This is a genomic window from Comamonas sp. 7D-2 (assembly GCF_022749555.1).
GTDB classification, from domain to species: domain Bacteria; phylum Pseudomonadota; class Gammaproteobacteria; order Burkholderiales; family Burkholderiaceae_C; genus Comamonas; species Comamonas thiooxydans.
Genome location: NZ_CP094238.1, coordinates 2,808,714 through 2,827,786, shown reverse-complemented (window position 1 = coordinate 2,827,786; position 19,073 = coordinate 2,808,714). Strand labels below are relative to the sequence as shown.

Here is a 19,073-nt window from a genome sequence, read left to right as displayed (position 1 = left end):
GTCAGTCGACGGAGTGATCAGACTCTGAGTCTGAGAGTAGAGAGAAAAAGAGGGTCCGGAGGCGGTCGAACCTCCAAGGTGATGGGCCAGGACACTGCAAGTGCAGCATCAAATTCGAGCACTAGCGGCAGCTCCAACACCTGCACGATGGCAGGTAATGACGCCACGGGCAGTTTGACTGCTTCGAAGGTCACATCCGGGGCATTGGTGTACTGATGACACAGAACCGGTTGCTGTTGGTCCATACCTTCGCATGGTATGCCGGCCTCCATCCTGGCCGTCATTGCATCAACGCCTTCCTCCTGTGGGCAGACGTAACCCGCCAACGCCAGCTGTGCGAACAGCAGCGAAAGCACCACAAGGACTGCGGTGGATAGGCGGTGAATGCGACTTCGTAGCATGGCAGCAGTTAGTGTAGTCAATCTACCAGGGGTACGCGGTGAAGGCCATACGTTGCTACCGATCTTTAAATGCTACAGATCTTCGGCAAGCCAGTGGTTAACTCGCATCCTAGGAGCAAACGCTACAGCTGTGTCTGAAGGAAGCGCGACACCGTATGCACAACTCAGTTCTGAAGAAGGCGGTGTCCTGTCCCATCCTCAAGTTAATGGATGAGGAAACATGCAATGTGATGCTCGGTAGCGATATCCGCCTCGGTGAGTCCGCGCATCGTTGAACCCAGTGTCGCCCGCCTAAGTGATGATTGCGATCATCTGGGCCGAAATTCTTCCGGGAAATTTGTAGTTCGCTCAAGCTGATGTTCTACATGCAGAGGCCTCTGTTGCTTGAGGCCTCTGCGGTAGATCGGAACAAAAATGCAGGAAAGAGCTGCATCCGCGATGCATGCGTCTTTGATGGAGATCAGCCTGCAAATGATTGGAGGCGAGCATCTCGCGCAGCTGGCGATTCATTACGCGTTTCGTTGATCACTTGCTCGCGGGTTTTGCTCGATCCTGTCTCGGGAGTTCCACGTGGGAAATTGCTTTCACCGTAAGAAAGGCGGCCCTGCTTCATGGCGGCTTCAGTCTCTGCCTTGACTTGAGCTCGGGTTTTCTGGCTTTCAAAGTGCTGCGGATGCACGATCACGCCTTGTTCATTGTTGGCTGGATGCTCGTAGGCTGCAGAGGCCATTCCAGGAAGAGCCAGGGTGACAACGGCAGCAACGCTTGCGAGTACGGAGGAAATGGAGATGCGGTTTTGAGACATGGTTGGCTCCTAAGACAGTTGATGAACACATCTCCTGGACCTTGATCAAGGTGAGGAGAAGATGGGTTGATCTTAGGAGTCGGAGCCCAACAAAATCAGGTCTGTCCGGTGACATTGTTGTCAGCTTTTTCGCGGCAGCTCTTACCCCAAATCTGCATACCAATAAACCCAAAGCGAAAAGCGAAGACCAACGTAGTTGACGTACACAGCGTGCTCCAGTGCATGTGCAGACAGATACTTGACATTCACATCATGTGAAGGATGAAACTTTAGCCACAAGCTTTAAAGGAGTACGTAATGGCTATTTTTCGCATCAATGACATGAAATGTGGTGCCTGTGCCGCGCGGATTCAGCGCTCCATTTTGGCGATCGATGATGAAGCAAAGATCGGAGTGAATGCGCGAGATAAAACGGTGCAAGTCTCTGGCGATCTGAGCGACGCCGACTACATGTTGGCCATCCAGACCGCTGGATACACTCCAGAATTATTGGCGTTAGCCGAAGCCGAGCAGGCAAATGCTGAGAAGCCGCAGACGAAATGCTGCGGCTCAACTTCAGCAAAGACATCTTGCTGCGGATAGTGTCTTCTTGCTTTCAAGAAAAGCCTGTTTTCTGATCTGCTTAGGAAGTCGGCTGCGGAGTGGGGAATTTCAAGGTGAAGCGAGTTCGTCCATCGGCTGAAGTGGCGGTAATGGAGCCTCCATGAGCTTCGGCAATTGCTCGGGTGATGGCCAAACCCAATCCGCTACCGTCTGAGTCCGGATGAGCCCTGGAAGGGTCAGCTCGGTAGAAGCGGTCAAATAACCTGGGCAGGACTTTGGGATCAATGTCCTGCCCTGTATTTTCCACAGTGACAAGTGTCCAGGAAGCTGCGGTCTCAATGTCGATGGTGACCATGCCTGCATGCGGCGTGTAGCGCAAAGCATTAGATAGCAAATTACTCACAGCACGATGGAACATCAGTCGATCACCATCAACGAGTCCATCGCCTTTTAACTTCAAATGAATTTGCTTTTCTTCAGCGACAGCCTCGTAGAACTCCAGCAATGCATACGATTCTTGCTGTGCCGAAAATTGCTCCTTGCGCGGCAGGCTTACGCCCCGTTCAGTTTTGGCCAGAAAAAGCATGTCTGACACCATACGAGCCAAACGCTGAAACTCTTCGGCATTAGAGGCAAGAATGTCTCGGTATGTCGCGGCGTCACGCTTGGATGCCAGCACAACCTGAGTCTGCGTCAACAGGTTGCTGATGGGCGTGCGTAGTTCATGGGCCAGATCAGACGCGAAATCTGTCAGTCGCTGAAAATCGTCCTGCAACCGATCCAGCATGCGATTGAGCTCATGCGCCAAATCGGCCATTTCTACGGGTACAGCCTGGACCGGCATGCGTTCACTCATCTTCTGTCCCGTCACAACGGCCGCACGTGATTTCATCTCTCGCAGCGGTGCCAGCCCTTGTCGAGCGGCGAGCCAAGACAGAAGTGAGCACAGCAAAATTGCTGCGATCACATAAATGGCAAAGCTTGTGCGAATTCCGTTGAGGAATTGAATGTGATGCTTGGTGTCTGCTGCGATCAGTACCTTTAATGGTGACGGTGCGTAGGCCGGTAGCGTCTCAAAGCTCAAGATGTGGAATTCTGCGTCTGCATGCCGCCACACCCCAAACGATCCTTCCTTGTCGATAGAAGCCGAGTTGCGATCCGGCACTGCAAAGCCGGATGCGGGCGATTGAAATACGGTTTCTCCTTGGGCATCTTTCACCTGGACTTGAAGATCCTCGTGATAGTTCAGTGCCTCATTTAAACGCCAACGAGCATCATCGACCGACTTCGTGTTCTGGAGAATTTTCTCGATCAAATGGCGCTTGTCCTGAAGCGTCATTCGGTCCAATTCCACGAAATGCTCTTCTGTAACGACTAGGAATAGGCCGCCTAAACCTAGCACTACGGCTGCCGCAACAACCGTGAAACAGAGGGCCAAGCGACTCGTTAAAGAAAGCTTTACCTTGCGAGTGAGACGCTGCACCTATTCCTCCTCGGGGACATCAAGCACATAGCCCATTCCCCGTACGGTCTGGATCAGTTTGATCGAGTGGCCTTCGTCAATTTTGGCTCGCAGACGGCGCATGGCCACCTCAATGACGTTGGTGTCGCTGTCGAAATTCATGTCCCATACCTGCGATGCGATCAATGAACGTGGCAGCACTTCACCATGTCGGCGCATCAGCAACTCTAAGAGTCCGAACTCTTTGGCTGTGAGGTCAACACGTTTGCCATTGCGAGATACGCGACGACGCAGCAGGTCTAGCTCGAGATCTGCAACAGTCAGAGTAGTACCTTCGTTGGCCGGATGTCCACGTCTAAGAATGATGCGAACTCTGGCGAGTAGTTCTGCGAAAGAAAACGGCTTTACCAGGTAATCATCAGCGCCGAGCTCTAGTCCTTTGACACGGTCCTCGACATGGTCCCGTGCAGTAAGAAACAGGACCGGCATATGTAGTCCTCGATCACGCAAAGACTGGAGCACCTGCCAACCATTGAGGCCCGGCAGCATAACATCCAAGATCACCAAGGAGTACTCCCCTTGCAAAGCCAGATGTAAGCCGTCTGAGCCATTTGGGACGAGGTCAGCAATGTAGCCAGCCTCGGTCAATCCCTGGCGCAGGTACTCACCTGTTTTAGGCTCATCTTCAACAATCAAAATCCTCATGTACTCGCTCCGCTGCAGTGGACGATCAAGAGTGTGCCGAGTTTGAAGCCCTCTGACATGAAGATAAGAAAAATGTAATGTTCCTGAAATCCTGGCGATAGAAAGGCCAACACTGCCTCGTTGTTCCTTCCTGGGAAGTCATCAAGCGTGGCTAGCAGAGTGAACCTTTTGACTGCATCGAAGGCATTTCTGGATAGAAGCCCTCCGTCGCACCAAACATGACGCGAGCATTACATGAATGTAATGAATGAGTCACTCCTCCGAAATTCAGCACGCCCTAGCATACTGAACATATCGAGCGCTCATTGCATCAGGCAAGCGTCGCCGAAAACGAATTTCTTGGAAGCTCTGGAGGATTTCACCTTATGCCGCGTCATTCGCCATTTTTTGTCACTCCCACTCAAGGGTTCTCTCGTCGGCGCTTCGTTCAGGGGCTGGCCGCAGGAGGCGTTCTGGCGGGCCTGTCAACGCAGTCGCTCATGGCATTCGCACAGCAGAGCTCCACAGTCCGCGGGGCCGCTCCGGTGCTGAAGGGTAACGAGTTCGATTTGGTGATCGCCGAGTCCGCCGTGAACTTTACGGGCAAGCCAGGGATGGCGACAACGATCAATGGATCGCTTCCTGCACCAACCCTGCGCTGGCGAGAGGGGGAGACGGTGACGATTCGCGTCACGAACAAGCTGCGCGAGGCCACTTCTATTCATTGGCACGGCATTATCTTGCCCTACCAGATGGACGGAGTTCCAGGCATCAGCTTTGCGGGCATTCCTCCTGGAGAGACGTTTACCTACCGTTTCAAGGTTCAGCAAAGCGGTTCCTACTGGTATCACTCACATTCAGGCATGCAGGAACTCACCGGCATGTATGGAGCGATCATCATTGATCCCGCAGGACCTGAGACTATCCGTGCAGATCGTGATCATGTCGTGCTCTTCTCTGACTGGACTGACGAAGACCCCATGCGCGTTTTCGCAAAGCTCAAGGTTCAGGGCGACTACTACAATTACAACCAGCCCACGGTCTTTGATTTCTTCCGTGATGCATCGCGTGATGGCGTGTCAGCGGCATTAGACAAGCGCAAGATGTGGAACGAGATGCGCATGAATCCAACGGATTTAGCCGACCTCTCTTCTGCGACCCTGACCTACCTCGCAAATGGCGTCACACCTGCAGGCAATTGGACTGCTCTTTTCCGTCCGGGCGAGCGTGTCCGGCTGCGCATGGTCAACGGCGCGGGCAATACCTTCTATGACGTACGTATACCGGGCCTGAAGCTCACGGTGGTTCATGTTGACGGTGTCGACGTAGAGCCTGTGACTGTCGATGAATTCCGATTCGGCCCTGGCGAAACCATAGACGTGATTGTCGAGCCACGTGATGACGCCTATACGATTTTTGCCCAGTCGATGGACCGAACAGGCTACGCACGCGCTACGTTAGCAGTGCGCGAAGGCCTGCAGGCTCCAGTCCCCGCACTCGATCCCGTCGAATGGCTGGGTATGAGCGACATGATGGGCGCCATGAGCCATGGCAGTTCTGGAGCCGACATGGACATGACCGGCATGTCTGGGATGACCGGCATGTCTGGGATGACCGGCATGTCTGGGATGACGGGTATGGCCGGGATGGCTGGTATGTCGGGGGCAATGGCCGGCATGGATCATGGTGCGATGGCCGGCATGAATCACGGTGGTATGGCGATGGACCATAGTCAGCATGTCAAGCCTGCTGGGAGCTTGGCAGTGCCCAGCACCACCGCACGCCATGCTCGCACTGAATATGGCGCAAGAACAGATATGCGAGTCGATATGGCCCGCACCAATCTTGACGATCCCGGTATCGGTCTGCGCAATAACGGCAGACGGGTGCTGACCTTGGCAGATCTGCATACACCTTCAGGTCCGATGGACTCGCGCGGTCCTGGACGAGAGGTGGAGTTGCACCTGACGGGGAATATGGAGCGATATTCCTGGTCTCTTGATGGATTGGAGTTCGGGCAATCAACGCCTGTTCACTTCCGTCACGGCGAGCGTTTGCGAGTCATCCTGCACAACGACACGATGATGACTCACCCTATGCACTTGCATGGGATGTGGAGTGAACTGGAGAGCCCTGATGGTCGATTCCTCGCCCGTCGACACACCTTGCCAGTACAGCCTGCACAACGCATCAGCTTCTTGGTGACGGCAGATGCTCTGGGGCGCTGGGCATGGCATTGCCACCTGATGTTCCACATGGATGCAGGCATGTTCCGCGAAGTCGTAGTGTCTTGAACAAACCTCACAAGGAAGATCAAAAATGTCCAAAGCACTCCCTATTCGTGCATTGTCCACTGCGCTCCTCGCTCTGGTGAGTATTGCGGCCCAGGCGCAAAGCGACCATTCATCGCATGGCCAAGCGAATATGCAAATGGAAGCACCGGCAAGCCCTGCCACAACTGCAGCTGATCCACATGCAGGTCATGGTGCTATGACTGGCAGCGCTGCAAGCGGCCCTGCGATGGATCACGGCAGCATGCAGATGCAAGGGGGATCCGCACCTCCAGATGCTCGCGACCCACATGGGTATTCCAATGGGTTGACCTTGGGATCGGGCGATTACGCGGTGCCTGGCGTCCCGCGCTTGATGCTTGCGGACGAGCATACCTTTGCCTCGCTGCGTGGTGAGACCCTGGAACGCCGTTTTTCACGCAGAGGTGATGATTCAACGGCCTATGACTTGCAAGCATGGTATGGGACCTCATACAACAAAGCTGTCTTGAAGGCAGAAGGTGACGTCGCCAAAGGAAAGCTCGAAGAGTCTCGCACCGAACTGCTATGGAGCCGTGCTGCCACAACCTATTGGGATACACAGCTTGGTCTGCGCTTAGACAACGGCGTGGGACCTAGCCGTCAATGGCTGGCATTTGGTGTACAGGGCCTAGCCCCTTACTGGTTCGAGCTGGAGGCTACAGCCTATGTTGGCAGTGGCGGCAGAACTGCGCTTCGCATAAATGCAAGCTACGAACTATTGCTGACTCAGCGCCTGATCCTTGAGCCTAGGGCTGAAATGCAGTTTTACGGCAAGGATGATCCAGAGCGCCATATCGGCAAGGGCCTAGCCGAAGCATCTGCTGGCCTGCGACTGCGCTACGAGTTCAGCCGTCAGTTCGCTCCATATATCGGAGTGGAACGTGCGGGAAGTTTCGGGCGTACCGCAGATCTCGTTCGCGCAGAAGGTGGCCGTGCTCGGCAAACACGCTGGGTGGCCGGTGTCCGTTTCTGGTTCTAGCCTGACCAATGTCTCCTTCCTAGTTGGCACGTCCTTGGGGGTGCCAACTCCTCCGACCTAGATTCGACATCCCTTTCAAACCACCATCACACTTAGATAGGAGTCCTCATGAACCGCTCAACCCTGGTCGCTAAGTTCATCGCGCCAATTGCCGCAACACTGTTCGCTTCCGCAGCATTTGCACATCCTTCGTTAGTTTCCTCCTCTCCTGCGGATAAGTCGCAGGTTGCTGCACCTGCAACGATTGAGCTGAAGTTCTCGGAAACGCTGGTTCCTCAGTTCTCGGCTGCGAACTTGATCATGACGGGCATGCCCGGGATGCCGAACCACGGTGCAATGAAGGTCAGCGCAAGCGTCTCTGGCGCTAGCGATGGCAAAACCATGGTCATTACTCCTGCGCAAGCACTTCAACCCGGTGCCTATCGCGTGGATTGGCGTGCCGTGTCTTCGGACACACACCCGATCAATGGCAATGTCACATTTCAGGTGAAGTAACCAAATGGCCGAGGATTGGTTCACCATCGTTTTGCGCCTCGCGCTTTATCTGGACATGGCTGCAGCTTTTGGCGTCGCCGTGTTCGGCGTCTATGCCCTTGGCCATGACGAGCGATCCTTGGCAATTGCGCGTCGCTATCGCGTTTGCGTTGGTGTATGTGCAGTAATCGGGATTGGACTGTCAGTGATTGGCATGACAGTCCTTGCCAAGGCCATGTCCGGTGCGCAAACTTACTCCGAGTTGTCAACGCATATCTTCGAGATGCTCATCACCGGCACTCACATGGGCCTTGCTTGGTGCATTCGTATTCTTGCGCTAGCGCTTTGCATCTTGATTGCCCTAGTGAAGTTCAATCCAACGTTTCGCTTCGTTGCCATGTCCGTATCTAGCGGTGTAGCGCTGGCGACACTGGCCTGGGCTGGTCATGGAGCGATGGACGACGGAATGCGTGGATACATCCACCTTGCTTCAGACATCTCCCACCTCTGGGCAGCAGGTGCATGGGTCGGCGCGTTGCTTGCTTTTTTGATCTTAGCCACAAGTAGGGCAAATGCGACACAGGACACTGTCGCCATATTGAGCCGCACATCAAACGGCTTTGCCCATGTCGGAACGCTGATCGTTTTCGTTCTTGCGGCCAGTGGTGTAGTCAACTATGTATTGATCGCAGGGCCTTCGCTTGATCCGCTTGTTTCGACACTCTATGGTCAGTTGCTGCTAGGCAAGCTAGTGCTGGTTCTCGGAATGCTTGCTTTGGCAGCTGCAAATCGGTTCCGGCTTAGTCCAAGTCTGGAGGCATCATTGGGCTCAGGGAATCGCGCGCAAGCAGTCGCTAAGCTACGCCAGAGCCTGTTCATGGAGACAACACTTGCAGTTCTGGTTTTGGCGAGTGTGGCTTGGCTAGGGATTCTTTCCCCAAAAGGAATTTGATCCTCCGAGATCAACCACCGACAGCAGAAGCGGAGCTGCTCTAAGCAGACGTAGACACTGATAGGAAGGGTAAAACGCTTCCGTCGATTCATGCTTGGATGGCGTCCGCGTCATGTAGTCAGACAAAGGCCATCTCAACAAAGAACTATTTCTTAAATTGAGATGGCCACAAGCAGCGAACTCTGATTGCGCTATCTCAGAATAGGTGGATAGAGTTGTTTTTCGAGCAGATTCTGGCTTGACATTCACATGGTGTAAGGGCCAAGAATCGATCCAACATCGTGAAGGGCCATCGGCATGCATCATCATCAGCATCGATCTTCTTCAGAGTCAGTTGAGTTGGAAAACACCATGACTGAGGCTGAGCCTTTGAAGGATCCTGTTTGCGGCATGACTGTCTCTCTACAGTCGCCTCATCAGATAGTTCACGAGGGACGGACCTATCGCTTCTGTAGTGCCGATTGCCAGCAAAAATTTGCTCATGCCCCTGCGCAATTCATATCGAGTAGCGGGCAGGCGGATCACGCAGTAGAGGGCTCAGTCTATGTATGCCCAATGCATCCTGAAGTCCATCAAGATCATCCGGGGCGTTGTCCTAAATGCCAAATGCATTTAGTGCCTGAGGCCCAGTTGCTCAGCTCGCACGAACATGCTCATGTGGCTGCAAGTCATTCAGATCAGAAATCGTTTGATGACTCGGGCGTGGTTCCCGCCGGAGCGATCTATACCTGCCCGATGCATCCGGAGGTCCGGCAAGATCATCCCGGAAACTGCCCTAAATGCGGAATGACTCTGGAGCCACTGATCCCGGTTGGAGAAGAGGACAACAGCGAGTTGCAAGACTTTCAACGGCGATTCTGGTGGACGCTACCACTCACCCTGATTGTTACCACTCTGGCCATGTTCGGACACAAGTTCGGCTGGTTCACTATGCAGACCCAAACATGGGTCGAGTTGACTCTTTCCCTGCCCGTGGTGCTATGGACGGGCTGGCCCTTTTTTGTTCGAGGCTGGCAGTCAATCATCCACCGCAGTCCGAACATGTGGACGTTGATCAGCTTGGGATCGGGAGCCGCCTTTGTCTACAGCCTCGTAGCGACGCTGGCACCTGGTGTGTTTCCCGACTCGTTCGTATCCATGGGCCGTGTAGCTGTTTATTTCGAGGCAGCGGTGGTCATCATTTCTTTGACCATGTTGGGGCAGATCATTGAGCTGAAGGCTCGCTCTCAGACCTCGGCCGCTATCAAATCATTGCTTAGCCTAGCTCCTAAGACGGCAAGGCGTATCAATGCAGATGGCAGTGAGGAAGATGTTCCCCTCAGCCACGTGCATGTCGGAGACCTGCTGCGCGTACGTCCAGGCGAGAAAGTACCCGTGGATGGCATTGTCACGGAAGGTCAAAGCGCCGTTGATGAATCGATGCTCACGGGCGAGCCAATACCTGTGACAAAGCGCGTTGACGACAAACTGATCGGCGCCACACTCAATACGAGTGGAGCTCTGGTCATGAGGTCAGAAAAGGTGGGCACTGCCACCATGCTCTCCCAGATAGTTCAGATGGTTGCATCGGCCCAACGGTCTAAGGCACCGATGCAGCGAATGGCCGACGTAGTGGCTGGAAAGTTCGTTCTGGTTGTCGTGCTAGTTGCTGTAGTGACCTTCTTCGTCTGGGGAATTTTTGGCCCAGAGCCCAGTTGGGTGTTTGGGTTGATCAATGCCGTCGCGGTACTCATCATCGCCTGCCCATGTGCGCTAGGTTTGGCCACACCCATGTCAGTAATGGTGGCCACAGGGCGCGCTGCAGAGCAAGGCGTTTTGTTCCGTGACGCGGGCGCCATAGAAAAAATGCGTGAAGTGGATACGCTCATCGTAGATAAAACGGGCACCCTTACAGAAGGTCGGCCTGCGTTCGATAAAGCGATTCCTACTGCAGATTTCACCGCTGACGAAGTTTTGAGGCTTGCCGCTAGCTTGGATCAGGGTAGCGAGCATCCGCTTGCGGATGCCATCGTCCGAGCTGCACGTGAACAAGGCTTGCAACTCGCTAAACCAGTGGACTTCGATTCCGCCAGCGGTATTGGTGTACGTGGAACCGTTGAGGGGCGGCGCTTGGCATTAGGCAACACCACATTGATGGCTCAAGAAGGCGTTTCTGTATCTTCCTTGCAAGCGGACGGAGAACGCCTGCGAGGAGAGGGCGCAAGCATCATGCATTTAGCGGCTGATGGGAAGTTCGCGGGCATTCTGGCGGTAACAGACCCTATCAAAGCTAGCACTCTGGATGCCATCCAAACGCTTCATGCAAGCGGCTTGCGAATTGTCATGGCGACCGGAGATGGCTTGACTACAGCTAGGGCTGTCGGTGCCAAGCTTGGTATTGATGAAGTACATGGCGAAGTGAAGCCCGCTGACAAGCTTGCTCTCGTGGAGCGATTGCAAAGTGAAGGCCATGTGATTGCCATGGCTGGTGACGGTATCAACGATGCGCCGGCCTTGGCAAAAGCTGATGTAGGTGTAGCCATGGGAACAGGGACCGACGTAGCAATGAACAGCGGTCAGATCACGCTGGTCAAGGGTGATTTGCGTGGCATTGCCCAGTCGCGTGAAATCTCAACTGACACAGTGCGCAACATGCGGCAGAACTTACTATTTGCCTTTATATACAACGGAATTGGTGTGCCGATTGCTGCGGGAGTTCTGTACCCGTTCACTGGGTGGCTTCTTTCGCCAATGATCGCAGCGTTAGCAATGAGCTTAAGTTCAGCATCTGTGATCTTCAACGCGCTGCGGTTGAGTAAGTCGAATCGCCTCAACTGAATTAGCGGCCAGTGTCTACGAAATCACTGATTCGGCCCCTTTCGCCATAAGCTGCATTTATGGAGGGGTCGACTTTGCTCATAGCTCTATACATCAATTCAATAATTGATGTATTATCAACTCATGCAAGAAGCAAAAGTCATTCGCTCACTCTCCGCTCTGGCCCATGAGGCCCGATTGCGCGTATTTCGCGCCCTTGTTGTGGCTGGACCTGAAGGCCTGACACCTAGTGCCTTAGCTGAGCGGCTCGGCATCGCGCCGAACGCGCTGTCCTTTCATTTGAAAGAGCTGTTTCATGCCGACCTGGTCACCCAGGAGCGGCAGGGCCGAAACGTGCTCTATCGCGCGGCCTTTCCCGTGATGAACGATCTGTTGGCATATCTCACCGAGAACTGCTGCCAGGGCGCGGTTTGTACCGATGACGCCGTTGCGTCGTGCGAGTGCTAAGCGTCGCTGCAACCTTTTCCCATCCCTAAGTCCCGCTGCTAAAACCATGTCTGACAACAAAGCTCCCCTGAACGTCCTGTTCCTGTGCACCCACAATTCGGCACGCAGCATCTTGGCTGAGGCCTTGCTCAACGATATGGGCCAAGGCCGTTTTAAAGCCTATTCGGCGGGCAGCAGCCCCCGCGAGAATCAGCAACCCAATCCGCTTGGGCTGCAGGTGCTGCAAAAGGCCGGTGTCTCGGTCGAGGGCTTGCGCAGCAAGAGCTGGGACGAATTTGCTGTGCCTGGTGCGCCGCATATGGATCTGATCATCACCGTATGCGACAACGCGGCTGGTGAAGTGTGTCCGTTTTGGCCTGGTCATCCCGCCACAGCGCATTGGGGCTACCCGGACCCCTCGGAAGGCGAGGCCTCTGACGAAGCAAAGCTGGAAGCCTTCCGGCAGACGATGCACATGATTCGTCGTCGCCTGGAGCTATTGGTGAACCTGCCAGCGCAAAAGCTGGAGCAGGCAGTACTCCAGTCCACGGCGCGTGAACTCTCTTCGCACTAAATCCCGTTACTGCAATTGCGATCCAGATCCAGAGTCTGGATTGCAGCACCAGGCTTCACTGACGCCCGCACGCGGTGGGCGACTGATGCCGACTTATAGCTTTTTCTAGGACCTATACGTCATGTTGACGGCCATCCTGATTTTCATTTTCACCTTGACGCTGGTCATCTGGCAGCCGCGCGGCCTTGGCATTGGCTGGAGCGCCTCTATTGGGGCAGGTATCGCACTGTTGCTGGGAGTCGTGCACTTAGCTGATATTCCAGTGGTCTGGCATATCGTCTGGAATGCCACGGCTACCTTTGTCGCCGTCATCATCATCAGCCTTCTGCTCGATGAGGCCGGTTTCTTCGAGTGGGCTGCATTGCACTTTGCCCGCTGGGGTGGCGGCAGCGGAGTCAAACTGTTTGCCTTCATCGTGCTGCTGGGTGCTGCCGTTTCGGCCCTGTTCGCCAATGACGGAGCCGCCTTGATTCTCACGCCCATCGTGATGGCCATGCTGGTGGCACTGGGCTTCTCTACGGCGGCAACGCTAGCGTTCGTAATGGCCGCCGGGTTTATTGCCGACACTGCGAGCTTGCCGCTGATCGTCTCCAATCTGGTGAATATTGTCTCCGCCGATTTTTTCAAGATCGGCTTCAATGACTACGCATCGGTGATGGTTCCCGTCAATATTGCCTCGGTCCTGGCGAGCTTGGGTGTATTGCTGCTGTTTTTCCGACGCGATATTCCTGCCACTTACGACGTGGCCCAGCTCAAGTCGCCATCGGCTGCAATCAAGGATCTGGCCACCTTCCAGGCTGGCTGGGTCGTGTTGGTCTTGCTGCTGGTCGGCTTCTTCGCGCTGGAGCCCCTGGGCGTCCCTGTCAGCGCCGTGGCCGCCGTGGGGGCTGCGATCTTGCTGGCGGTGGCTGCGCGTGGTCATGTCATCAGCACCAGGAAAGTACTTCATGGTGCTCCGTGGCAGATCGTGGTGTTCTCGCTGGGGATGTATCTGGTGGTCTATGGGCTGCGCAACGCGGGCCTTACGGATTACATCGCCATGTTGCTGAACCAGTTTGCAGCCGGTGGCGTGTGGACCGCTTCACTGGGCACAGGCGTGCTGTCTGCGGTGCTGTCTTCCATCATGAACAACATGCCCACGGTCCTGATCGGAGCCTTGTCCATCGATGCATCCACGGCCACAGGGGCAGTCAAGGAAGCCATGGTGTACGCCAATGTGATTGGCTGCGATCTGGGTCCCAAGATCACGCCGATTGGCAGCCTGGCCACGCTCCTTTGGCTGCATGTGCTCGCCAAGAAAGGCACAACGATTGGCTGGGGCTACTACTTCAAAGTCGGTGCGGTGCTGACCATGCCCGTGCTGCTCATTACCCTCGCAGCGCTGGCTTTGCGGCTCAGCGTGGCGTCATGAACCTTTGCAACGGGAATCTAGCGCTATGAGCGACATCACGATCTACCACAACCCTGCTTGCGGTACCTCCCGCAATGTTCTGGCCCTGATCCGCAACAGCGGGGAAGAGCCCAAGGTCATTGAGTACCTCAAGACACCCCCTGATCGCGCCACCCTGGTGGGCCTGATCCAAGCCATGGGCATGCCCGTGCGCGATGTGTTGCGCCAAAAAGGTACGCCGTATGACGAGCTGGGCCTGGGCGAGCCCAAATGGACGGATGAGCAATTGATTGATTTCATGCTCCAGCACCCCATCCTGATCAATCGTCCGATAGTGGTCACCCCTCTGGGAACCCGCCTGTGCCGTCCCTCGGAGGCCGTGCTGGACATCCTGCCGCAGCCTCAACAGGCCGCATTCTCCAAAGAAGACGGGGAAGCCGTCATTGACTCGAAAGGAAATCGAATTGGCAAGCTCTGATCTACCGAACCTCGACGAACAAGTTTTTGAAAAGCCCAGCCTGGAAGGCCTGTTGCCCGCACAGCGTGCTGAGCACGCGCCGCGCATTCTGCTTCTGTATGGCTCGGTTCGTGACCGCTCCTATAGCCGACTGTTGACCGAAGAGGCGGCGCGCCTGCTGCGCAAGATGGGTGCCGAGACCAGGATCTTCGATCCGCGTGGCCTGCCGCAGCCCGATGGTGCCCCTGACGATCACCCGAAGGTCAAGGAACTGCGTGAGCTGGCTGTATGGTCCGAGGGTATGGTCTGGACGTCTCCTGAGCGTCATGGTGCGATGACCAGCATCCTCAAGGCGCAGATAGACTGGATTCCTTTGTCCGCTGGTGCCGTGCGACCGACGCAAGGCAAGACACTGGCGGTGATGCAAGTCTCGGGGGGCTCGCAGTCCTTCAATGCGGTCAACCAGATGCGTGTGCTGGGTCGCTGGATGCGCATGATCACCATCCCGAATCAGTCGTCCGTTGCCAAGGCATTCGCGGAGTTCGATGAGGCTGGCCGGATGAAGCCCTCTTCGTATTACGAACGGGTGGTGGACGTGATGGAAGAGCTGGTCAAGTTCACGCTGTTGACGCGAGACTGTTCGGACTACCTGGTGGATCGCTACAGCGAGCGCCGTGAAAGCGCTGAAGAACTGTCTAAACGGGTCAATCAACGCAGCATTTAAACAATACAGATGGCACTGAACCGCACGCAAGTCACAGTCATGCTCGGGATTGCCCAGACCCTGTCCTGGGCCTCGTCGTACTACTTGCTTGCGGTGCTGGCCACGCCAATCAGTCAGTCGACAAGCACCTCGTACTCTCTGGTGTTCGGCGCGTTCTCGGCAGCCTTGCTTGTGGCTGCAGCGGTAGGACCCATCGCGGGCCGGTTGATTGATCGCTTTGGCGGAAGGTCGGTGCTTCTCGCCAGCAATCTGGTTTTTGCCTGTGGCTTGCTGATGTTGAGCCAGGCCACGCAGACACTGCATATCTTCGTGGCGTGGGCGTTCATGGGCGTGGCAATGGGTAGCGGCCTCTACGAAGCCGCGTTTGCCAGTGTGGTGCACCTGTATGGTCAGGATGCACGCCCAGCCATTACCGGAATCACGCTTTTTGCTGGCTTTGCCAGCACCGTAGGCTGGCCGCTTTCCAGCTATCTGGAAGGCCTGTACGACTGGCGCGTCGTATGCATGTTCTGGGCCGCCTTGCACCTGCTGCTGGGCCTTCCACTCAATGCCTTGTTGTCGCGTGCCAAGCCCACCCCGAGGGAAGTGATCGAAGAGCAAAAGCCGCTTGGAGCTGTGTCCCAGGGCGGAAACAACGTGGGCATCAGTCTTAAGCGCACGGCCTATCTGATGGCCTACGTTTTCGCGGCATCCTGGTTCATCAGCACTGCCATGGCTTCCCACCTGCCTCAGATTCTTCAGGCCAGCGGTGCAACTTTGGCTGCTTCGATTGCTGCTGCTGCATTGGTCGGGCCTGCCCAGGTGGCGGGTAGGGTGTTGGAGTACAGCTTTCTCAAGAAGGCACACCCACTGCTTTCTGCTCGCTTGGCCATCCTTGCCCATCCGCTGGCCGCTGTCTGTCTGGGCCTTGCCGGTGCACCTGCAGCCAGCATTTTTGCCATCCTGCATGGTCTGGGTAACGGCATCTTGACGATTGCCATAGGCACGCTGCCACTCAAGGTGTTTGGCTCTCAAGGATATGGCCAGCGTCAAGGCTGGCTCATGGTGCCTGCACGCATCGTGCAAGCCGGGTCACCGTTTCTTTTCGGACTGGCTGTCGCAAACTGGGGCAGCCAGGCTCTGTGGCTGTCTTCTCTGCTGGCGATCAGTGCATTTGCGGCTCTGTGGTCCATGCGTGTGAGTCCACAGCAATAAAGGCAAAAGGAGGTCAACAATGTCATTTCACGATGTGATCATCGTCGGAGCTGGTCAAGCAGGCCTATCGGTGGCGTACTTCCTGCGTCGCTCCAATCTGTCGGTGCTGCTGCTGGATGCCGAGGAAGCCGGAGGCGGGGCCTGGCAGCATGGATGGGACTCGCTGAGGCTTTTTTCTCCCGCTTCCTGGAGTTCCATCGCGGGATGGCCAATGTCTGCTTCGGGTGAGCAATATCCAAGTCGTGACCATGTGGTTGACTATCTTCGCAAGTACGAAGCACGCTACGAACTCAAGATCGAGAGGCCGGTATGCGTCACAGGCATTGAACCTACTGAGCAAGGCTTCCAGGTCAATGCCGGAGTGAGAAGCTGGCATTCGCGTGCCGTTGTATTTGCCACGGGAACATGGCGAAATCCATTTGTCCCCAACGTTGAGGGTTTGATGTCCTTCAAGGGGCAACAGTTGCACTCAGCTCAGTACGCATCTCCTGAGCCGTTCACAGGCAAGAGGGTGATGGTGGTCGGCGGAGGAAACTCCGGCGCACAGATCCTGGCGGAGGTCTCGCTTGTTGCGCAGTCCACGACCTGGGTCACGCTGGAGCCTCCAGCCTTTTTACCGGACGAGGTCGATGGGCGCGTACTCTTCGAGAGGGCCACTGCGCGCTGGCAGGCCCTGCAGGAGGGTAAAGATCCAGAGAACCTGCCAGGTGGCTTTGGCGATATCGTGATGGTTCCCCCTGTCCTTGAAGCACGCCAGCGCGGCGTGCTGCATTCTGTCGGCTCATTTGAGAAGCTCACGGCGGACGGGGCTCAATGGGGCGACGGAAGTACCAAGCCCTTCGACGCGATCATCTGGTGTACCGGCTTCAGGCCTGCGTTGCAGCCTCTGGAGACTCTTGGCGTTGTCAACGAATCCAGAGTCGCGGTAGACGGCACCCAGGTGCGTGGCGTCTCAGGTTTATGGCTGGTGGGCTACGGAGAGTGGACCGGGCCGGCGTCGGCCACGCTCATTGGTGTCATGCGTACAGCACGTAGCACCGCCGAGGAAGTTGAGCAGTACCTCTCGTAGAGGGTTGTTTGTCCATGCTCTCTGGGGACATACTCGGGTGGGGGCAACCTTTACATGTGCAAACCTATACACATATGATTGCCACTATGTCCTCCGTAGTTTCAATTCGTACTCAGGCGATTGAGGCCGCAATTGCCTCGCTAGACAGCAACTTTTTTCGTGCGTTGTGTGAACCTGCACGAGTCGCTGTGCTCAAGCGTGTCATGCAATTGGGCAGAGCGGATGTGACCGCGATTGCAGCTGACCTTCCTCAAGAGCGATCCGTTGTGTCTCGCCACCTGCAAGTCTTGCTGGATGCACGGATCGTGCGAGCCACCAAAGTTGGTCGCCAAATGTTCTATGAGGTGGATGGTCCAGCCATCATTGCGCGCCTAGAAGGCATTCTTAAACATACTCAAGGCATAGCGGCACACTGCTGTCCCGCCACCTCACTGTAGACCGTGTCCATTTTTTTTCAATGAAATGTGTATATGTGCGCACAAATGAACAGTTTGAGTAAGAGGCACGATGTAATCGTCGTTGGTGGAGGCCAAGCAGGACTGGCCTGCGGCTGGCACGTGAAGCAGCGGGGCTTGGACTTCACAATACTGGACGAGCAGGATAAACCTGGGGGGAACTGGCGCCACTACTACGACAGTCTCACACTGTTTTCCCCTGCTTCGTACTCGTCTCTTCCTGGAATGCCTTTTCCTGGGGCACCCTCAGCGTACCCTCGACGCGACGAAGTAGTGAAGTACTTGGAGCAATACAGCAAGCATTTCGAACTGCCTGTGCAGCCGAACATTCGCATCGTGCGTGTGTACCGGGACAGCGGTGGATTTCGACTTCTCTCGGAAAATGGAACGGAGTTTTCTTCGAGAGCAATTGTTGTGGCGACTGGGGCATTTAGTCGCCCCTTCATTCCCAACATTGCCGGTCTCCACAACTTTGAGGGAACGAAGATTCACAGTTCGTCCTATCGAAATGTGAAGCCTTTTCTAGGGCAGAGGGTGGTAGTCGTTGGAGCCGCAAACTCTGCACTACAAATCGCCTACGAACTTGCGCAAGTAGCCAAAGTAACACTGGCCACACGCGAAAGCGTTCGGTTCTTTCCACAACGGATTTTGGGAGTCGACTTTCATTCTTGGCTCAAATGGACGGGCCTAGAAAGAACACGCTGGCTCAATGATCAAAGTACACCGGTGCTCGATGACGGCACTTACCGAAATGCACTTAAGTCTGGTCTGTTTGCTCACACATCTATGTTTGAGCGAGTAACGTCCAGCGGCGTAGTCTGGCCAGGTGGAGCAGAAGATCAAATTGACGGCATCATCTTCGCAACAGGTTTTCGTCCAAATCTCAAACCGTTTGAGCCACTGGACATCCTGGATTCACAGCAAGGCGTCAAGCAACATCAAGGGGTTTCTACTTCGAACCCAGGCATCTTCTTCGTGGGCTTGCCGAAGCAGCGAAACTTCGCTTCAGCAACGCTCCGCGGTGTTGGTCCTGATTCTGAGCAAATCATGGACTCCCTACACAAGTATCTCAATATCTAAGGCACCATCGGGCTCTACCAAACACCGACCCTATGTAGAGTCGTCCCAGCAATGCTCAAAGAGCGATCATCACTTGTACGTCTAGGTGCCAAGTTCTCCAACGACATGTGAATGGCTGTGGCCGGTGGTTCGCCGCCAACTTATGAGCAATGTGCAATCGACTAAAAATGTGAATCCTCAGTTGAGCGTCCGCTTTTCATACGTATGAACGACCGCTGCGGGTCGATTGCTGCCGGTGGTCAGTACAAGCAGGCCGGTCATCACGTCTCGGAATG

18 protein-coding genes are annotated in these 19,073 nt (G+C 55.3%); 15 read left to right on the top strand and 3 right to left on the bottom strand.

From position 1 onward, the window contains the following. Nucleotides 1-861: 861 nt before the first annotated feature. Entirely contained in the window at nucleotides 862-1,206 is a 345-nt protein-coding gene (locus MPZ60_RS12975; protein ID WP_012838519.1) for a DUF4148 domain-containing protein, read from the bottom strand. Between the two features lie 297 nt (nucleotides 1,207-1,503). Between MPZ60_RS12975 and MPZ60_RS12970 the strand changes: the two genes are divergently transcribed. Further along, nucleotides 1,504-1,788, top strand: coding sequence for a heavy-metal-associated domain-containing protein (locus tag MPZ60_RS12970; protein WP_003055071.1), 285 nt, complete (start codon nucleotides 1,504-1,506; stop codon nucleotides 1,786-1,788). A 40-nt stretch (nucleotides 1,789-1,828) separates the two neighbouring features. Here MPZ60_RS12970 and MPZ60_RS12965 read toward each other — a convergent pair whose 3' ends face one another. Then, nucleotides 1,829-3,232, bottom strand: a complete 1,404-nt coding sequence (locus MPZ60_RS12965) for a heavy metal sensor histidine kinase (protein ID WP_003081341.1) — start codon at nucleotides 3,230-3,232, stop codon at nucleotides 1,829-1,831. Then, nucleotides 3,233-3,916: a heavy metal response regulator transcription factor gene (locus tag MPZ60_RS12960; protein WP_003062229.1), complete on the bottom strand. Its 684-nt coding sequence runs from the start codon at nucleotides 3,914-3,916 to the stop codon at nucleotides 3,233-3,235. A 365-nt stretch (nucleotides 3,917-4,281) separates the two neighbouring features. Here MPZ60_RS12960 and MPZ60_RS12955 point away from each other — a divergent pair, with 365 nt between their 5' ends. The 14 genes from MPZ60_RS12955 to MPZ60_RS12890 all read left to right on the top strand — a co-directional run bounded on the left by MPZ60_RS12955 (nucleotide 4,282) and on the right by MPZ60_RS12890 (nucleotide 18,798). Beyond that, on the top strand, nucleotides 4,282-6,189 hold the full coding sequence (locus tag MPZ60_RS12955; RefSeq protein WP_003055077.1) for a copper resistance system multicopper oxidase: 1,908 nt from the start codon (nucleotides 4,282-4,284) through the stop codon (nucleotides 6,187-6,189). Between the two features lie 25 nt (nucleotides 6,190-6,214). Next, on the top strand, nucleotides 6,215-7,186 hold the full coding sequence (locus MPZ60_RS12950) for a copper resistance protein B (RefSeq protein WP_187771880.1): 972 nt from the start codon (nucleotides 6,215-6,217) through the stop codon (nucleotides 7,184-7,186). 108 nt (nucleotides 7,187-7,294) lie between these two features. Beyond that, nucleotides 7,295-7,681, top strand: a complete 387-nt coding sequence (gene copC / locus MPZ60_RS12945) for a copper homeostasis periplasmic binding protein CopC (RefSeq protein ID WP_019042272.1) — start codon at nucleotides 7,295-7,297, stop codon at nucleotides 7,679-7,681. A gap of 4 nt (nucleotides 7,682-7,685) precedes the next feature. Next, on the top strand, nucleotides 7,686-8,612 hold the full coding sequence (gene copD / locus MPZ60_RS12940) for a copper homeostasis membrane protein CopD (protein WP_019042273.1): 927 nt from the start codon (nucleotides 7,686-7,688) through the stop codon (nucleotides 8,610-8,612). Between the two features lie 351 nt (nucleotides 8,613-8,963). Next, a complete protein-coding gene (locus MPZ60_RS12935) occupies nucleotides 8,964-11,429 on the top strand; it encodes a heavy metal translocating P-type ATPase (RefSeq protein ID WP_019042274.1) in 2,466 nt (821 codons plus the stop codon). A gap of 123 nt (nucleotides 11,430-11,552) precedes the next feature. After that, nucleotides 11,553-11,876: a helix-turn-helix transcriptional regulator gene (locus MPZ60_RS12930; protein WP_029158336.1), complete on the top strand. Its 324-nt coding sequence runs from the start codon at nucleotides 11,553-11,555 to the stop codon at nucleotides 11,874-11,876. Nucleotides 11,877-11,922: 46 nt separating this feature from the next. Continuing rightward, nucleotides 11,923-12,429: an arsenate reductase ArsC gene (locus MPZ60_RS12925; protein ID WP_019042276.1), complete on the top strand. Its 507-nt coding sequence runs from the start codon at nucleotides 11,923-11,925 to the stop codon at nucleotides 12,427-12,429. 121 nt (nucleotides 12,430-12,550) lie between these two features. Next, entirely contained in the window at nucleotides 12,551-13,840 is a 1,290-nt protein-coding gene (locus MPZ60_RS12920; protein WP_019042277.1) for an arsenic transporter, read from the top strand. 25 nt (nucleotides 13,841-13,865) lie between these two features. Continuing rightward, a complete protein-coding gene (arsC, locus tag MPZ60_RS12915) occupies nucleotides 13,866-14,297 on the top strand; it encodes an arsenate reductase (glutaredoxin) (protein WP_019042278.1) in 432 nt (143 codons plus the stop codon). Further along, entirely contained in the window at nucleotides 14,284-15,000 is a 717-nt protein-coding gene (arsH, locus tag MPZ60_RS12910; RefSeq protein WP_019042279.1) for an arsenical resistance protein ArsH, read from the top strand. Before arsC ends, arsH begins: the two co-directional genes overlap by 14 nt. 9 nt (nucleotides 15,001-15,009) lie before the next feature. Continuing rightward, nucleotides 15,010-16,194, top strand: coding sequence for an MFS transporter (locus MPZ60_RS12905; protein WP_019042280.1), 1,185 nt, complete (start codon nucleotides 15,010-15,012; stop codon nucleotides 16,192-16,194). A gap of 19 nt (nucleotides 16,195-16,213) precedes the next feature. After that, the gene (locus tag MPZ60_RS12900; protein ID WP_019042281.1) at nucleotides 16,214-17,263 is read left to right on the top strand and encodes an ArsO family NAD(P)H-dependent flavin-containing monooxygenase; all 1,050 of its coding nucleotides are present in this window, start codon (nucleotides 16,214-16,216) and stop codon (nucleotides 17,261-17,263) included. An 86-nt stretch (nucleotides 17,264-17,349) separates the two neighbouring features. Further along, nucleotides 17,350-17,700 (top strand): helix-turn-helix transcriptional regulator, encoded by a 351-nt coding sequence (locus MPZ60_RS12895; RefSeq protein ID WP_034359702.1) that lies wholly within the window; start codon nucleotides 17,350-17,352, stop codon nucleotides 17,698-17,700. Nucleotides 17,701-17,733: 33 nt separating this feature from the next. Further along, nucleotides 17,734-18,798, top strand: coding sequence for an NAD(P)-binding domain-containing protein (locus MPZ60_RS12890; protein WP_197565159.1), 1,065 nt, complete (start codon nucleotides 17,734-17,736; stop codon nucleotides 18,796-18,798). Nucleotides 18,799-19,073 lie beyond the last annotated feature (275 nt).

What these genes read in the sequence shown, in the direction of transcription:
- MPZ60_RS12975 (WP_012838519.1), bottom strand. Translation starts at nt 1,206, where the DNA reads ATGTCTCAAAACCGCATCTCCATTTCCTCCGTACTCGCAAGCGTTGCT.
- MPZ60_RS12970 (WP_003055071.1), top strand. Translation starts at nt 1,504, where the DNA reads ATGGCTATTTTTCGCATCAATGACATGAAATGTGGTGCCTGTGCCGCG.
- MPZ60_RS12960 (WP_003062229.1), bottom strand. Translation starts at nt 3,916, where the DNA reads ATGAGGATTTTGATTGTTGAAGATGAGCCTAAAACAGGTGAGTACCTG.
- MPZ60_RS12955 (WP_003055077.1), top strand. Translation starts at nt 4,282, where the DNA reads ATGCCGCGTCATTCGCCATTTTTTGTCACTCCCACTCAAGGGTTCTCT.
- MPZ60_RS12950 (WP_187771880.1), top strand. Translation starts at nt 6,215, where the DNA reads ATGTCCAAAGCACTCCCTATTCGTGCATTGTCCACTGCGCTCCTCGCT.
- copC (WP_019042272.1), top strand. Translation starts at nt 7,295, where the DNA reads ATGAACCGCTCAACCCTGGTCGCTAAGTTCATCGCGCCAATTGCCGCA.
- copD (WP_019042273.1), top strand. Translation starts at nt 7,686, where the DNA reads ATGGCCGAGGATTGGTTCACCATCGTTTTGCGCCTCGCGCTTTATCTG.
- MPZ60_RS12935 (WP_019042274.1), top strand. Translation starts at nt 8,964, where the DNA reads ATGACTGAGGCTGAGCCTTTGAAGGATCCTGTTTGCGGCATGACTGTC.
- MPZ60_RS12930 (WP_029158336.1), top strand. Translation starts at nt 11,553, where the DNA reads ATGCAAGAAGCAAAAGTCATTCGCTCACTCTCCGCTCTGGCCCATGAG.
- MPZ60_RS12925 (WP_019042276.1), top strand. Translation starts at nt 11,923, where the DNA reads ATGTCTGACAACAAAGCTCCCCTGAACGTCCTGTTCCTGTGCACCCAC.
- MPZ60_RS12920 (WP_019042277.1), top strand. Translation starts at nt 12,551, where the DNA reads ATGTTGACGGCCATCCTGATTTTCATTTTCACCTTGACGCTGGTCATC.
- arsC (WP_019042278.1), top strand. Translation starts at nt 13,866, where the DNA reads ATGAGCGACATCACGATCTACCACAACCCTGCTTGCGGTACCTCCCGC.
- MPZ60_RS12905 (WP_019042280.1), top strand. Translation starts at nt 15,010, where the DNA reads ATGGCACTGAACCGCACGCAAGTCACAGTCATGCTCGGGATTGCCCAG.
- MPZ60_RS12900 (WP_019042281.1), top strand. Translation starts at nt 16,214, where the DNA reads ATGTCATTTCACGATGTGATCATCGTCGGAGCTGGTCAAGCAGGCCTA.
- MPZ60_RS12895 (WP_034359702.1), top strand. Translation starts at nt 17,350, where the DNA reads ATGTCCTCCGTAGTTTCAATTCGTACTCAGGCGATTGAGGCCGCAATT.
- MPZ60_RS12890 (WP_197565159.1), top strand. Translation starts at nt 17,734, where the DNA reads ATGTGCGCACAAATGAACAGTTTGAGTAAGAGGCACGATGTAATCGTC.